This is a genomic window from Paenibacillus paridis (assembly GCF_006345825.1).
In the GTDB taxonomy this organism is placed as follows: Bacteria; Bacillota; Bacilli; order Paenibacillales; family Paenibacillaceae; genus Pristimantibacillus; species Pristimantibacillus paridis.
Window position 1 is genome coordinate 28,796 of record NZ_VCIX01000076.1, and the last position, 17,131, is coordinate 45,926.

Consider the following 17,131-nt stretch of genomic DNA (forward strand, 5'->3'; position numbering starts at 1 on the left):
AGTTAATTACCTTAATGATAGCATCATAAAAAGAAATTGTGTTAGTAGCGGTGATAAAATCCTCATTTTACACGCTGTGGGCAATCTCACAATTAAAATACGCATCGTTTGCGGAATCCGGCCGCTTTGATGCGGCGTCTGTTACAGTCGCTTAATATCGCATCGAATCAAAGTTGTTACATCCAATTATCTTTGTAATCCGTTTCTTTGGTAGGTTTTAACTTAATCGCGATGTTAAAGTTTTTATTTTTTAATTAATGACATTAATTATTATGGTGAAATGCAGTGAGTAAACATTCATAGAAACGAAATAGATGGCCCATAACCTTATTCTATTAAATGTGCGATTTCGGAGATGGATTCGTACGTGTGACAAACCAAATAATGTTAGAATAGTAAGAAGCACTGCGTACGGATTGGAGAGGGACCTAGGATGATACTTACAGAAGCTGTGAATATAAATGAAATGACGACAGGCACCTCAATGGACATTGGCTCCTTTTTACATATAGCTATAGGAATAACTGAGTTGGTACATCGGGCTCATAAGCAAAATGAATTATTTGGAAATTTGAATCCGGCGAATATTCAAATTCAGTTGGATATGAAAGCTGTTATTCTCACAGATTCGCAACTCATGGATTACACGTATATGTCCCCCGAACAAACGGGCAGAATCAATCATATGCCAGATGGGCGAAGCGATCTGTATGCCCTGGGCATGATCTTTTATGAGATGCTGTCAGGACGTCTGCCGTTTCATGCACAAAGTGTAGAAGAATGGATACATGTACACCTTGCTGTTGTACCAAAGCCTCTAAGCGAATGGCGTTCGGATATGGCTGGCTCGCTTGAGGCTGTTATTATGAAGCTGTTGTCGAAGAATCCGGAAGAGCGCTATCAGAGTGCTTATGGTTTATTAAGTGATTTGAAGCGGTGCGCCTTATCGATGGAAGAAAAGGGCGAAGTCATATCCTTCGAAATCGCTCAGGCAGATGAGGCAAGCCGGTTTCGGCTTCCTCAGACCCTCTTTGGTCGTGAAATGGAAGAAAGAGCTCTCCGAGATGCTTTCGAACAGGCAAAAGCTGGTGCATCTTCGTTCGTTTTCGTTAGCGGAAGCGCAGGAAGCGGTAAAACGGTGCTCGTTCGAGCACTTCAGATGTTAGTTAGAAGGGATGGCGGTCGGTTCGTTAGCGGCAAATGCGATATGATGAATCGCGACATTCCGTTCTCTTCATTGCTGGAAGCTTTGCGAAGCCTCATTCGACAAATATGGAGCGAATCACCGGATCGTGTGGCGAAACTGAAGAAACAATTAACAAAGGCTTTAGGGCAGGGAGCAGCTGTTATTGTACAGCTTTTACCAGAGGCTGCAGAGCTGTTCGATGTCATTCCAGCGATAGAACCGCTGCATCCTGCTGAGGCCGCTATTCGCTTTAACCGCTTAGTACCTCTATTCATAAAAGTTTTTGTAGATAAGCAGCATCCCTTAGTCATTTTCCTGGATGATCTTCAATGGGCAGATCCCGCTACCATAGATGTTCTTCGTACACTTGTACATGATCAGGCACGGCCTGGCTTACTCGTGATCAGTGCGTTTCGGGAGGAATTCACTTTAGGATGGCAAAAACATGAAGAGAATAAAGTGGATGCAGCTGCATGGATGGCGGAGTCGCTTTCCTTGCATGATGAATTACAATTATCTGTACAACATATCCATCTCGAGGCTCTGTCCTACATCGAAGTGAGACAATTCGTATCGGATGTTCTTGATGAGAACTCCGCCCGTATTCGCTCGCTCGCGGAGGTGTTATACCACCGAGCAGGCGGCAACCCCCTATACCTGAATCGTCTACTGGACAATCTGTATCGAGAGAATAAGCTTTATTATGATGAAGTAGAGGCGTCATGGGTATGGGAACCATCTGTCATCACGGACATTCCTGAGGATCCGGACATTGTACATTTGATAGAGGCTCGTATTCGTATGCTATCCCCCGAAAAGATCGATCTGTTAGCCATAGGAGCAGCTATCGGACATCGTTTCTGTCCACTCACGATCTCTTTAGTTAGTGGGAATTCTCTGCTGCATGTACGCAGACTTCTGCATGTCATAGAGGAAGAGGGTCTAATCTGCCGAGAAAATGACACTGATGAGTCAGACGGTGTTGAACGTTATTATAGATTCTTGCATGACCGTATTCAACAGGCAGCTTACATGACCATGCCTGAATCGGACCAAACGAGCTTACATTTGACCATTGGCCGTGTCATACGAGATCATTTATTAAGTGAGAGTGTATTTACTATATTTGACATGGTGCATCACTTGAATCTGGGCAGCGAGAAGATAGTAGATGATGCGGAGAAGAGAGAGCTTGCCGAATTTAACTATCAGGCGGGTTTAAAGTCTAAGGCAACAACAGCATTTACGGCTGGGCTCCATTTTTATGAGATCGCTTTACGTCTGTCAGGCGGTGACTGGCAGAATACAGCGTCCCTTGATTACCGGCTCATGCTGGAGGTAGCGGAATGTGAATATATGTGTGGTCATACCGATCGCGCGGAGGAATTGCTCGCAAATTTAATGTCTTGTACAACAAACGTGGTTGAACGTTCTCATATCTATTTGATACGTATTGCTATGTATTCGTATTTGAAGAAAGATGAAACGGCTGTCCATATTGGGCAGCAGGCGCTAGCAGAACTCAGCTGGCATTTACCAAGCAAGCCTTCCAAAGCATTAGTGATAAAGGAAATATTAATGACACAGAGTGCATTGTTCAATAAGGGTAGCGAGGTTCCTCATTTACCGATTAATCGTGACCCGCGCTATAAAGCATTGTCAGACCTGGTCATGGCGATTTCGCTCCCTGTCTATGTACTAAGTCTAGAGCAGTCAGCTGTGTTATTCGCAAGATTTGTTCGTTATGGTCTAAAGTATGGAAGCAATGAGGCTTTCTCCTTTATGCTTGCCAGCTACGGGATGGTTATTTATAAAATGTCAGGTTTCCGTACGGGGCCTCAATATGTAAATCAGGCGTTCCATCTAGCAGCTTCCTTTGACAGCGCAGACCTGCGAAGCCGATTATATTATCTGAAAGGCCTTGTTGGCATTATTAATCCGGATGAAGGGATTAAGCAGTTTGAGAAATCAATCCAATATGGGATGGAATCGGCTAATCTAACCTATGTTAGCATTGCGATGATGACGGCTATAACAAACTACACCGGCGATTTGTATGCATTATCTGCACGGATTAAAGATTATGAAGAGACTTCACAGCAGCTTGTGGACGGAGTCACACGTAATATTTTTCGTAGGGCGAAATGGTACATCGCACAAATGCAAGATGGGGCTGGAGAAAGTGATGTAGCCGCTAAGTCCTTATTAAACGAGCCATACAAGGATTTTTTGAATAACGAGGTTTATTATACTTGCACCTGTAACATAGAGATTGCTTATCTCTTCGGGCGGTACCTGGAAGCCCTTGAATGGGCCGAGAGAGGCGAGAGGAATACATTCCTCCAAACTCGGCCGCATGTTCGTAAACAAAGGATGTACCATTCATTAACGCTTGCTGCGATGTACTCGGAAGCGTTGCCGAATGAGCAGAATAGGATACGGATGAAGCTGCGTAAGCACTTGCGTTCCATGAGGGGATGGTCTGGCTATAGCGGTAAGGATTCGTCGACTTATTTGCTCATATCAGCTGAATTCTATCGGATGGAGGGCAATAGAGTTGCTGCTGCCGAGCGATACGAAGAGGCAATCCGGGCAGCCCGCGAAGCGGGAGAGGGGATGATGGAGGCTATTTCTTGTGAACGGGCCTCTATATTTTATAGGCAGATGGTGAGTGCGAACGGCGCGGAGGCTCTTATTGTTGATGCATGTGAGGCTTATACAAGATGGGGCGCTACTGCCAAAGCAAGGCAGCTGAGAGAAACAAATGAAGGATTAAGAACAGCCGCGATTGAGAGAATAGAGGATGACAAGGCAGTTACAGAGGAGCCCAGAGCAATCGAAATCAAGTCTGAATTGACGTTTTGGCTTACCGCGGACAAGAGGCCATACAAACAGCAGCAAGAATGGATGAGTTCACTAGACCATTGTCATACAATGGACCAATTCCTCGAGCTTGCAGTCCGCTATTCTGGTGCGGAAAAGGGATTTATTGTGGGTGGCGAGGGAGTAAGCTGCGCTGTTGAGAAGGAAGGCTCGCTACGCGATAACAGCGGAGCTTCGTATGGTGAGTCTATTATCCGTTATGTACGGAGAACAGGCGAATCGGTCGTGCTTGCTAATGCTTCGCACAGCTCTTATTCCGCTGATCCCTCTATTCGTAGAAATCAGTCCCAATCCGTACTGTGTATGCCTGTTCTGTTCACAGGAGGACTAACGACATTCGCGCTTTATTTGGAGAACAGTCTCATAGCCGGCGTTTTCACTCAAGACATTCGTGTCATGCTGGAGCAAATGATTGCCCGAATGATGTATGTGAAATCATTAGATGAGGCTCGCGGTCAGAGCTATTCACCTATCGTTCCAACAGATGACCCATCATCAACTTCTGCGAAAGCTTCACAGCTGTTATTCGAATCACTCACGAATCGTGAAACAGAGATCCTGTACGCGCTGACAGATGGATTGACGAATAAGGAAATAGCCCATCGGTTTGGTTTAACAGAAGGAACCGTCAAAAGTTATGTTCATAACGTATACGGAAAACTGGGCGTTAAAAGAAGAAGTCAGGCAATCGCCCGTGCAAAGGAGTTAGCACTCTTAAATTAGACTTTTTTCTACATTATTCGCGAAACACTAACTTTGGTTAGTGTTTTTTGTTATGGCTTAGTGCCTATACTTATGTCCGAATTCAATAGTGGTATGGAGGAGAAAACGACATGAGTACAGGATTTCGAGCAAGTAAGAAAGTAACGTCTATCATCTTAGCGATGTTGATGGTACTAGGCGGATTTAACGGGCTGTTTGATAGAGGGAATCAAGTATCTGCTGCGTCAGGTGTAGAATTCGCAGGAGGAGAGGGTACGAGCAGTGAGCCTTATCTCATTGAAACGGCTGCCCAACTCGATGAGGTCAGAAATGGTAATTTCACAAAATACTTTAAGCTGATCGCGGATATCGATTTGAGTGGTTATGCGGAAGGCGAAGGCTGGGAGCCAATTGGTAATTTTAGTGAAAAGTTTTACGGGCATTTGGACGGCAATGGGTTCAAAATTTCAAATCTTACAATTAATCGACCAGAAGGTACTTATCTTGGGCTTTTCGGAGTAATTCATGATCTAGGTTACATTACTAATATCGGATTGGAAGATATCGATATTGTGGGTGACAGTTATGCAGGAGGCTTGGCAGGGTACAACTCAGGAACAATTACCTCTAGTTATACAACTGGAAGCATGGATGTAAAGACAAATGTCGGAGGATTGGTAGGGGAGAATAGGAGGACAATCCACAATAGCTACAGCAATGTGAGTGTGAAAGCATGGGGTTACGCAGGAGGTTTGGTAGGTTGGAATTATTCTGCGATCCACAATAGTTACGTCACAGGAAAGGTAACAGGCTCTTTTTCTGGAGGCTTAGTCTCTACTTCGGAAAATATAGTCCAAGATAGCTTTTACGACAGTGACACAACTGGGCAAAATGACACGGGCAAAGGAATAGGTAAACAGACTTCAGAGATGAAGAATCCAAGCACGTATGCAAATTGGGATGACGCATATTGGGGATTCGATCCGGATGTGAATGAAGGCTATCCCTATTTGAAAGCTTTCTACCGTGAAGTGAACTACGACGGTAACGGTAACACCGGTGGAACCGTGCCGAATGAGAATAACGTATATTCCAAAAACGCAACGGTCACCGTGATCGGAGATATAGATCCTTCAGATCCATTAGTCAAAACCGACTATGTCTTCGTGGGATGGAATACGTTAGCGGATGGCAGCGGTACGAGCTATGTGTCAGCAGATACGTTCTCGATAACCGAGAATACAACTCTGTATGCACAATGGTTGAGCACCAAAGCTACTTTGACATCCGGGTTTGGAACGGTGAGCACGGGCGGGACAGCGACTGAGACCATTACGAGCATTCCGGGCGATGTGACGTTAGACGAGTTCAAGGCAGTCATCACACCGGCAACGAATGCTACGTTCGAGATTTATGAGGCCGATGGAACCACGGTAGCTACGACATTGGCATCGGGCAATAAGGTCATCGTGACGGCACAGGATGGAGCAACGAAGATTACGTATACCGTGACGATGAATGCTATAAATGTCATTGCGACTGCAGCGATTAGCGGGGTACCTGCGCCAGTCGCGTACGAAGTGCCAGTTCGAGGGACATCTACAGACGAATATACCACATCAATTGTTTGGTCTCCTGAGGCTGCTTCCCGATTTGCAGAGGGAGAGACCTACACGGCAACGCTGACGATCACGCCCCAGAGGGGGCATGTGTTGACGGGAGTGCCTTCGAATTTCTTCACGATAGCCGGGGCAACAGTCGTAACGAATTCAGCGGATTCCGGAGTGGTAACTGCGACATTCCCGGCAACCGGTACGATATTTTCCGGTGGCTCGGGAACAATAGAGGATCCCTACCTCATTGCAACCGCGGCCGAGCTTAATCAGGTCAGGAATTTCTTAGACTCGAGTTTTAAGCTGACAGCGGATATTGATTTGAGCGGATATGCGGAAGGCGAAGGCTGGATGCCAATCGGTTATAATGATTATCAATTTGAAGGAAACTTCGATGGCAACGGTTATACGATTACGAATTTAAAGATTAGTAGGCAGGGTACTGATCATCCTGTGGGACTATTCGGATTAATATCCGATGGGACGGTCCGAAATGTCATTCTGGAAAACATCGATGTAGGCGGTGGAACGTATGTTGGTGGACTAGCGGGAGCAAACTCAGGAACGATCACGAACAGTGGGGTCATCACAGGGAGCGTCCAAGGGGTACAGGCAGGTGGTGGATTGGTCGGTGTTAACGCAAGAATCATCACCAATAGCTTCTTTGCGGGAAGTCTGAGCGGAGCGACGAGATATGCAGGTGGATTGGTCGGCTATAACTATGGCACAATTAGCAATAGCTTATCTACTGGAAGCATTAGCGGACAACATCGGACAGCAGGCGGATTGGCAGGAAGGAATGATGGATCTATCAGCGACAGCTACGCCAATGGAAGCGTGAATGGGGAGCGTTTCGCTGGCGCATTGGTTGGCGAAAACTCGGATAGTACCGTCAACAACAGCTATGCTACGGGTGCCGTAACTGGCGAAGGAAGCTTAGGCGGCTTAGTAGGAACCAATGGTGGGGCCACCAATAGCTTTTACGATAGCGAGACAACGGGACAAACGAGTTCGGGGACAAGTGGCGGTACGGGGCTAACGACAGCGAATATGAAGCTGCAAACCAGCTATGCAGGTTGGGATTTCGTTCAAACATGGGCAATCGATTCCTCGATAAATAATGGGTATCCTTACTTGCGGAGCTCTCAGCTCCATCATGTCACCTATAACGGCAACGGTGAAACCGATGGAGACTTGCCGAGTGCCGAAACCGCGTATGTGCGGGGAACAACGGTTAGCGTTATCGGAAACACCGGCAATTTGGTCAAATCGGGTTATACATTCGCGGGATGGAATACGCTAGCGGATGGAACCGGCAAGAGCTACTCGGCTTCAGACAGCTTTACAATTACGGCGAGTAAGACGTTATTTGCTAGATGGGTTAATGCCACCGCAACGTTAGCCTCAACAATCGGAACGGTTAGCGCGGGCGGAACATTGCAAGAGACAATTACGAATATTCCGGGCACAACGACGTTAGAGGCGCTAAAGGCAGCGATTACGCCAGCAGCAGGTGCGACGGTTAAGGTCTACGAAGCAGATGGGACAACAGCAGCATCAACTTTGGCAACAGGCTATAAGGTCATCGTTACAGCACAGGATGGCGTAACACAGGTTACGTATACGGTAACGTTAGGGAAAACGGTGGCGACACTAACTTCGACACTCGGCACCGTAAGTGCAACGGGCACAGGCAATGAAACGATAACAGCCATTCCATATGGTACAACTTTGGCAGCGCTGAAAGCAGCGATCACGCCAGCAACGGATGCGACGTTTGAAGTGTACCATACAGACGGAATAACGGTAGCTACAGTGTTAGCGACAGGTAATAAAGTCATCGTCACTGCCGAGGATGGCGTAACGCAGGTTACGTATACGGTGACGGTACTGAAAAAGACAGATGCGTCACTAACTTCGACACTCGGCACCGTAAGTGCAACGGGCACAGGCAATGAAACGATAACAGCCATTCCATCCGGTACAACTTTGGCAGCGCTGAAAGCAGCGATCACGCCAGCAACGGATGCGACGTTTGAAGTGTACCATACAGACGGAATAACGGTAGCTACAGTGTTAGCGACAGGTAATAAAGTCATCGTCACTGCCGAGGATGGCGTAACGCAGGTTACGTATACGGTGACGGTACTGAAAAAGACAGATGCGTCACTAACTTCGACACTCGGCACCGTAAGTGCAACGGGCACAGGCAATGAAACGATAACAGCCATTCCATCCGGTACAACTTTGGCAGCGCTGAAAGCAGCAATCACGGTTGTAGCAGATGCGACGTTTGAAGTGTACCAAGCAGACGGTGTAACGGTAGCAACAGAATTAGCGACAGGCAATAAAGTCATCGTTACTGCTGAGGATGGCGTAACGCAGGTTACGTATACGGTGACGGTGAATGAAGCAACAGCTCCACCCTATAACGGAAGCAATGGCGGAAGTGTTGTTCCTACTCCAGCTAAAGTGACGTCGAAAGACGGCAGTCTAACCCTTCCAGTAGGATCAATTGGCGAGGTAAGCTTGGAAGAGCGCTTCACGATTACCGTTCCAACAGGGGCAGTTAATCAAGAACTGAAATTAACGATTACGAAATTGCTAGATTCCAAAAATGTTCTAATTAATAAAGAGGTTCTTGCAAGCTCGGTATATGAAGTATTGAAAAACATCCCGGGTAATTTCATCAAGCCTGTAACGCTCACCTTTGCTTTCGATGCAAACAATGTGAAGAGCGGCCAAGGGGTTGCGATCTTCTATTTCGATGAAGGGAAGAGGGAATGGGTAGAAGTGAAAGGCAGCAAGACAAGCGGGAATGTGATTTCAGTAGAGGTTAATCACTTTACGAAATTTGCGGTTCTTGTTGTAGACCAATCGACAGGACTTCCCGTGTCTGAGGGAACAACGCCTGCTGAACTTAGTGATATCGCAGGTCACTGGGCTGAAGCAAGCATCAAGCAAGCAGTAAAAGATGGTATTGTGAATGGCTATGTGGACGGAACGTTCAAGCCAGGTAAAACGATTACCCGTGCAGAATTCACAGTCATGCTGATGAAAGCATTGAACGCTCAGGAAGCAGGAGCGGAGCTGACCTTCACAGATAAAGCGGACATTGGCATTTGGGCGCAGGCTGCGGTAGCACAAGCAGTGCAAGCTGGCATTACAAGCGGTTATCAGGATGGTACCTTCCAGCCGAATGCCAATATTACGCGGGCTGAGATGGCAACGATGATTGGGAAGGCATTCGAACTGACACTTGACCCGAATGCAGTCACCTCTTTCGCAGACGATTCATTGATTCCAGTCTGGGCCAAAAGTGCAGTAGCCGCTCTGAAAGAGCGCGGCGTAGTGAAAGGTACAGGAGCGAACACATTCAATCCTCGTGCACAAACAACAAGAGCGGAAGCGGTTGTTATGCTTCTGAATACGTTGAATCTAGTAAACGGAAATAACGATATGTAATTAGCGGCTAAGTGCTGTGTGTTTATTAATGAAAATTAAATAATAAACAGAAGAGCTCTAGAATCTGTAATAGATTCTAGGGTTCTTTTGTTTTAATAACATCAATCTAAATGGCATTACATAGAAGAGTCTGCGGATACAACGTAGGGAGTTTTTCTTTAATTAAAGAAACACGATGATAAAATCATGCTCATTTCTAATTGGATTGTTAAGGTGTCTTCATGTTATCTTTTATTCAGATCAGGAGTGAGACAAATGGGGGCAGCAGCTTCCTGCAAGTTTATTTATACTACACACTAATAGAAGGACATCAGTGTTACATTGATGAAAATAACTTTAAACGACAAATGATTGGGAGAGGATATGAAGCTACAACGGGAACCGATCACATTAAGAAAACAATGGACAGTACTAATCGGAATGATAGCTGTCTTCACCGTCGTTACATCACTATTTATCTATGAATGGCTAAAAGATTCTACGTATCAGTACCCGGAAGCGCAAGCAGGGGTGTTGGATGCCAGAGAATGGGATTTTGCGAAACAAGGGATTGTACCGCTTCGGGGAGAGTGGGAATTTTATGAGAACAAGCTTCTGATCCCGGAAGATTTCCTGGTTAATGGTAAGGCACTGGAAGCGGAGCGCCGAATCGTTCGAGTTCCTGGAGGTTGGAAGGGAGTCGTCTCCTCCGGCAGCGGATATGGTGCGGGTACGTACCGTTTACGCATAGAGGTTAGCGACCCGGATTTTTATAGCCTTAGAGGCAAAAAGATCCGCATGTCGAGTCACATCTACATTGACGGATCAGACTTAGGCGGTTCTGGAAAACCGGATTTGTCGGCAGATCGATTTTCACCTAGCAACCTTCCAATATTTAATACGATTAAAGCGGACTCCGAATCAATTGAAATCATCATTCAGATCGCTAGTTACCGGTATCTAGAAGGCGGTTTGGTGCAAGCCCCTGAATTTGGTTTAACCGCAGATGTAATGGCGAGGCGTGATAATGCCCGTCTGGCAGATATGATTGTCATTACCACCATGCTGGTATTCGGTATTTATTTTGCAGGTATGTTCAAGCAATGGGGAAAGGAGCCTTATCTCGCCTTTTTTAGTTTGTTCTGTTTGTCATTAGGGTTGTTTTTCAGCTTTGACAACGAAATCGTCGTGGCAACCCTTTTCCCAGCGATGTCCTTCCTAATATTGCAGAAAATGCTCTTTATTCTGCCTTGCGTTTCCGTCTTATCGTTTGCTCTCTATGTCTACATGTACCTGAATTATAAAAAAAGCTTGGAATTTAAGTGGTTGAGCTGGGTTTCTTATGCATGCCTTGCCTTATTCATTGGCGTTCCGAACGAATATTTAGTTAATCTGCTTTGGTTGGGGATTGTTCTGCAAATCACTGCCTTCGCTTTCATTATTCGGTGGATTTTCCGTTATCGGAATGGCGGAGTTCAAATTTACTATATTTTGTTAGGTCTATTTTTCCTAATTATTAGTTGGGTGTATGCCCAGACCCGTTATCAGTTGGCGTTGGATAACCCTTATTACATGATCGTAACGCCGTTGCTTCTCGTTTTATCGCAATCGTTCCTCATGTCGGACCGGGCTCAAGAGGCGTTCTTGCAAAATGAGCAGTTGGCCGAGCAACTTATTGCGTACGATCGTCAAAAAGACGAGTTTCTCATTCACACCTCGCACGAGTTCAAGACGCCGCTGCATGGCATTATCAATCTGGCGCAGGTGGTCATTGATCAAAATGGAGAAGAGATGGCGCAGCGGCATCGCGAAAATCTGGACTTCATTATAGCCCAAGCGACCCGCTTGTCTACGTTGGTGAATGATATTATCGATTTTCAAAGCTTGCAGAGCGGCAGCCTGATGTTCCACAATCGATTCTTCGACGTCAGCGGTACGGTGCAGGCCACACTCGAAGCACTGAAATTTTTGCGCAGAAACGATCAGGTGCAGCTTGTTAATCAGGTACCTCCGGGAACCTTTTATCTGTTCACCGACGAAAATCGCCTGAAGCAAATTCTTGTGAACTTGGTTGGCAATGCGTTGAAATTTACGGAAAAGGGCAGCATAGCGGTTGCTGCAGAGGTTCGAGATAACTGGCTGCGTCTGACGTTTGTGGACACCGGCATTGGGATGAACGAAGAGCAGCAACGTGGGCTTTTCAAAGTTGATCTCTATGAAAGCGGCGAGGAGCCAGCAGTTTCTTCGTTTCAATCTTCTGGTTTGGGTCTGAAAATATCGAAGGCGCTTGTGGTGCAAATGGGCGGTGAGCTGGAACTGAGTTGGTCGGAGCCAGGAAGGGGTTCTGTGTTTGAGCTGCGGCTGCCGGAGGCGACCGCAGCGCAGAGAGAACTGGGGACCATCCGGGGGGAAGACGTTGTCGGTCTGGAGCCGCAACAGCTGTCTGGGGCAAGCTCGCTAACGACGGAAGAGACATTACCTGATGCGGAAGAGCGATTCGGCGATGTGAAGATTTTGCTGGTAGATGATGATTCCTCCAATATTAAGGTGCTGCAGGAGTTGTTTGCATCCAGTCGCTATCACGTTCTTGTAGCGTACAATGGAGCGGACGCACTTAAGCTGATTCAGCAGCATCGCGACGATTTGTCACTTGTCCTGCTCGATGTGATGATGCCCGAGCTCTCTGGGTATGAAGTATGCAGGCGCATAAGGGAAGAGAATCCGCTCTATCAGCTGCCGGTCTTGCTTCTAACAGTGCGCAACTCGCCTGCCGATATCGCGTTGGGTTTCGAGGTGGGAGCTAATGATTTTCTGGTGAAGCCGTTCAACGGTAAGGAACTGCTGGCCCGGGTGCAGACGCTGCTGCAATTAAAGGAAGCCGTCGAGCAGGCCATTCGAATGGAGACACTGTTTCTGCAATCTCAGATTAAGCCGCATTTTATCTACAACGCGTTGAGTGGAATTATTTCGTTATGCTACAGCGATGGCGCGCGGGCAGGCAAGCTGTTAGGTGAATTCAGCAACTATTTGCGGTTCAGTTTTGATATTGACCCTCGCCATGCCAAGGTCAGTCTAAAACGCGAGCTCTCTCTCACCAAATCCTATATCGAGCTGGAGAAGGCCCGTTTCGGCACGCGGCTGAATGTGGAGTGGGATGTGGATATTCAGACGGAGACGTTGATTCCGGCGTTGATTCTGCAGCCTCTGGTCGAAAATGCGATTCGCCATGGTTTAATGAAGCGTCTATCGGGAGGCACGGTAGTCATTCGCGCGAAGTTGGAGCCGCTGGGCCTACGGATTACGGTTCTGGACGATGGGGTCGGCATGACTGCAGAGGAGAAGGATCGGATCTTTATGCCGGATCGGCTTGATGGTAGCATTGGCATGATTAATGTGCATAAGCGGCTGTTGAATGAATTCGGGCAAGGCTTGCGGGTCGAGAGCTTTCAGGGGAAGGGCACAACCGTTGCCTTCCTGATTCCTCTGCGCGCGGGAGTGGCGGGCCTGACGGAGAGGCGGGAGAAGTAGGATGATGAAAGCCATGGTTGTAGACGATGAGTTGCTGGTAGCGGAGCAAATCGACAGAATGCTGGTCAATGCCGGAGTAAAGGTGCTTGGTTGCTGCGTAAATCCTCATGAGGCGCTCCAAATGGCGAAAACGCTTCAGCCCGATGTGCTGTTTCTGGATATTGAAATGCCGGAGCTGAGTGGGCTTGAGATTGCGGAGATGGTCTATGCGGACAAGCTTGATCTGGAGGTCGTGTTCATTACGGCCTACAATCAATACGCGATTGATGCTTTTCGAGTGAATGCGATCGACTATTTGTTGAAGCCGGTGATGGAAGAGGATTTGCAGCGTTCACTGGAACGGGTCGGAAAAAGACGGCGGCATCGTGGCGAAGCTGTAGACAACGGCAGTCAACGGACGGGTATCGTAGAGCTGTTCGGCAAGTTCGCACTGCGTTTGGATGGCGGTCAGGAGCCGGTTCGATGGGTTACATCCAAGTGTGCAGAGTTGCTTGCATTTATGCTGCTGCAGCCCTCGGAGAAGGAACTCAGCAAGTGGGAGCTGTTCGAGGCGCTCTGGCCAGCCCAGAATGCAGAGAAGGCAGGCATCAACCTTCGAAGCACAGTAAGCAGAATCAACAAGACGTTAAGGGATTGCTGCTTGGGGGTGTCGCTAGCTTCAGTGAAGAATGGCTACAGGCTAGTCTTATCCGCTGAAGCGCTGGCTGTGGACGCGATGGAATTGGAGCTTTTCGTGCTGAACGCCGTTGAACTGGGCCCGGTTAATTTGGCTCATGTCGAGCAGCTTGTACACCGCTGCAGCCTGCCGTTTCTGCAAGAATTCGACAGCGCTTGGTGCGAGCCTTACCGCAAGCAATATCGACAGTATTTCTTGCATTTGGGGAAAAAGCTGCTCATGTATTACGAGAAAGCCGAGGCGGAGCCGTTCAAGGCGCTGAGGCTGGCTGATTCGCTAGTCGAACAAAGCCCGTACGACGAATTTCTGCGGGAAACGGCGCTGAAGCTGCATTATCGGATAGGCGGTTCCCAACGTGCGTCCGCCTACTATGAAGCATATGCCGAGTTGATTAATAACGAGGTGGGGACTTTGCCGGGCGATACGCTTACCGCGTTGCTTCGCGACTTAACCGATTGATTTTCATGAAGGAACCTGTAGTTTTAAGCAGGTTCCTTTTTTGTTTTGCCACAATTTTGCAACATCGCTCCAGTTATAATGTCACAGTAGTGTAGATCATCATGAAGGCGAGTGGGAGAAAACAATGATTAAACGTTGGATATCAATGGTTTTGCTATTAGTTTTAATTGTGGGCAATATCCCTCAGTATGCTTATGCAGATTCTCTTGGCGGGTGGAATATCCGCAATCCGTTGCCCACAGGTAATGCGCTACTAGGCATCGCCTACGGAAACGGCATGTATGTGGCGATTGGGGAAGGTGGGACGATTGTGACCTCCAGCGATGGAGCGAACTGGACGAGCCGAACGAGCAACACTATCTCTGCTTTAACTAGTGTCACCTTTGCAAATGGCACGTTTGTGGCAGTGGGGGGCAGTGGAGCAATCGTGACCTCCAGCAATGGTGTGAGCTGGACGGACCGATCGGGTGCTACTCCAAGGGCATTAAGCGGGGTTACCTTCGGAAACGGCATTTTTGTGGCTGTGGGTGCAACTGGAACGATTTTGACCTCCAGCAACAATGGCGCGAGCTGGGTGGTTCGAACGAGCAATGTTACGCATAGCCTAAATAGCGTCACCTACGGTAAAAATATATATGTCGTGGCGGGGAACAATGGAACGATTTTGACCTCAAGCAACGGAACGACTTGGGCGTCCCAAACGAGCGGCACTACGTTTCCTTTAAACGGAATTATTTTTGGGGATAATCTATTTGCGGTGGTGGGATACGCGGGAACAGTTCTGACCTCTACCAACGGAACGAGCTGGACGAGCCGGGTGAGTGGTACTACGAGTACCCTGTATAACATTTCCTTCGGAAACGGCAAATATATGGCAGTGGATTCCATTAGTGATAAGGTCTTGACCTCCAGCAATGGAACGAGCTGGACAAGCCAATCGACCGGTACTGCGAATAGTCTGCACGGCGTCGGATACGGAAACAGCGTGCATATGGCGGTAGGGAACGGTGGAACGATTTTGACCTCCAGCAACGGCACGACTTGGACGATTCGTACGAATCCCATTACGAGCAATTTAAATGGCGTAGCTTACGGAAATAGCATGTATGTGGCTGTGGGTGTTAATGGAACGATTTTGACTTCCAGCAACGGAATGAACTGGGCGAGTCAAGCAACTCCCGCAAACAACACGTTAAATGGCGTCACTTATGGAAACGGTACGTATGTGGCTGTGGGTATTAATGGAACGATTACGACCTCTGCCAGTGGATTGAGCTGGACGAGCCGAACGAGTGGCACTGCGAGTACACTAAATGGAGTCACCTATGGAAACGGCGGGTATGTAGCTGTGGGTAATGACGGAGTAATTATGACCTCCAATGATGCAGTGAGCTGGACAAGCCAAACGAGTGGGACTACGAATGCTCTAAATAGAGTTAGCTACGGAAACAGCATATATGTGGCAGTAGGGAACGCGGGAATGATTATGACCTCCATCGATGGAGTGAGCTGGACGAGCCAAACAAGCGGCACTTCGAATACATTAACTGGAGTTATGGCCGAAAACGAAATGTATGTGGCAGTGGGGAATAGTGGAACGATAGTGACCTCCGGTGATGGAGCAAACTGGACGGTTCGAACGAGCGGAACGAATAATACTCTGAGGGATGCTCGCTACGGAAATGGCATGTATGTAATTGTAGGGAACCTTGGGACGATTATAACCTCCAGTGACGGATTGAGCTGGAATAGCCAAACGAGCGGCACAACGAAAAGTCTATATAGCGTCACTTACGGAAAAGGGGCGTTTATGGCAGTGGGATTAACTGGGACGATATTGCAAACCGACCTAATGCCGATAATGACCTACACCGTCAGCTACAATGATAATGGGGCGACGGCAGGCAGTATGCCGATCGACAATGTGTTGTATGAGCAGGGGGATTCGGTGACCGTTCTTGGCAATACGGGAAGCCTGGCAAAGGCGGGCTATACTTTCGCAGGGTGGAACAGAGAGGCGGACGGAAGTGGAACGAGCTATGCTTCCGGAGCTAGCTTTATGATGGGAACGGCGAACGTCACGCTTTACGCGATGTGGACGGAGTCAATTAGCAGTGTAACGGTTAGCCCGAACACGGCGAGCATGATGCAGGGCGGAATTAAGCAGTTTGCGGCATTGGTAGATGCGGTGGGAGGCGCAGCGACGACCGTCACTTGGAAGAGCAGTGACGCTAAGGTGTCCGTGGACAGCACGGGTAAAGTCACCGTGGCAGCAGATACGCCGCCAGGAGAATACATGGTCACCGCGACTTCGACGGTGAACGACAGCAAAAAAGGAAATGCGACGATTACGGTAACGGCAGCGCCAGCGATCAACAGCGTGAGCGTTAGCCCGAACACGGCGAGCATGCTGCAGGGAGGAATCAAGCAGTTTGCGGCATTGGTAGATGCAGTGGGTGGCGCAGCGACGACCGTCACTTGGAAGAGTAGCGACGCTAAGGTGTCTGTGGACAGCACGGGCAAAGTCACCGTGGCAGCAGATACGCTGCCAGGAGAATACATGATCACCGCGACTTCGACGGTGAACGACAGCAAAAAAGGAAATGCGACGATTACGGTAACGGCAGCGCCAGCAATCAA

5 protein-coding genes are annotated in these 17,131 nt (G+C 48.0%); all 5 read left to right on the forward strand.

Annotated features, from left to right (window positions below; translation table 11 throughout):
* The first annotated feature begins 433 nt into the window (after positions 1-433).
* Complete coding sequence (locus FJQ58_RS07195) at positions 434-4,792, forward strand: BREX system ATP-binding domain-containing protein (protein WP_139991756.1); 4,359 nt, start codon at positions 434-436, stop codon at positions 4,790-4,792.
* A 110-nt stretch (positions 4,793-4,902) separates the two neighbouring features.
* Positions 4,903-9,849: an S-layer homology domain-containing protein gene (locus FJQ58_RS07200; protein WP_139991757.1), complete on the forward strand. Its 4,947-nt coding sequence runs from the start codon at positions 4,903-4,905 to the stop codon at positions 9,847-9,849.
* A gap of 363 nt (positions 9,850-10,212) precedes the next feature.
* Positions 10,213-13,356, forward strand: coding sequence for a hybrid sensor histidine kinase/response regulator (locus FJQ58_RS07205; protein WP_139991758.1), 3,144 nt, complete (start codon positions 10,213-10,215; stop codon positions 13,354-13,356).
* 1 nt (position 13,357) lies between these two features.
* Positions 13,358-14,491 (forward strand): response regulator, encoded by a 1,134-nt coding sequence (locus FJQ58_RS07210; protein WP_139991759.1) that lies wholly within the window; start codon positions 13,358-13,360, stop codon positions 14,489-14,491.
* A 124-nt stretch (positions 14,492-14,615) separates the two neighbouring features.
* The coding region (locus tag FJQ58_RS32265; RefSeq protein WP_162341362.1) for a beta strand repeat-containing protein at positions 14,616-17,131 on the forward strand (2,516 nt) is incomplete at its 3' end.